Here is a 641-nt window from a genome sequence, read left to right on the forward strand (position 1 = left end):
GGTCATGTCCCACAAACAAATTTCCAACAAGCAAGTAAAAAGCCTGCTGAAACAATGGAACAAACCAAAGTAAGCGAGCCTGCGTTTCAAGCAAACACAGCAGCAATTGATCGTGCCCAAGCAGAAATGAAATCGCTACCAGACGTCGATATGGAAAAAGTTGAGCAAGTTCGTAACGCGCTAGCACGCGGCGAATTGAGCCTAGATACAAAAGCGCTATCTAAGGCAATTATGCAATTCCATACTGGTCACGAGTAAAAGCACAGCATTAGGAATACACCATGGCAAGCGCGGCATCGCAGCGAATTCAGTATTTTGTTCGTTCAATTTCTGAAGACATCAAACTGTATCAGCAATTATTGACCCTACTTCAACAACAAAAGGCGTTGTATTTGAAGTTTGATGGTGAAGCACTGAACACCAACGTTCAGCAACAAACACCAATACTCAATAAGCTGAGCCGCTCTTCTAATGAAAGAAGCCAATGCATGCGTGAGCTGGGGTTACCGTGTAATGACTCCAGCGTAACAAGAATTTTCAACGCTTTGCCTGCCAAGATTGGTGCGCAAGCGAGAAAACAGTGGACGTTATTGGAGACACTCATCAAGCAGTGCCAACAATACAACCAGAGCAATGGCCAA

Annotated in this window: 2 protein-coding genes; both read left to right on the plus strand. The window is 44.5% G+C overall.

Annotation, left to right across the window (positions count from 1 at the left end; genetic code table 11):
- On the plus strand, window positions 1-258 hold a 258-nt coding region (gene flgM / locus R7Q09_RS26385; RefSeq protein ID WP_318143970.1), incomplete at its 5' end, for a flagellar biosynthesis anti-sigma factor FlgM.
- A 23-nt stretch (window positions 259-281) separates the two neighbouring features.
- Window positions 282-641 (plus strand): flagellar export chaperone FlgN (flgN, locus tag R7Q09_RS26390; RefSeq protein ID WP_318143971.1); only part of this gene is annotated, 360 nt, incomplete at its 3' end.

It is taken from the genome of Vibrio sp. 2130-1, assembly GCF_033339515.1.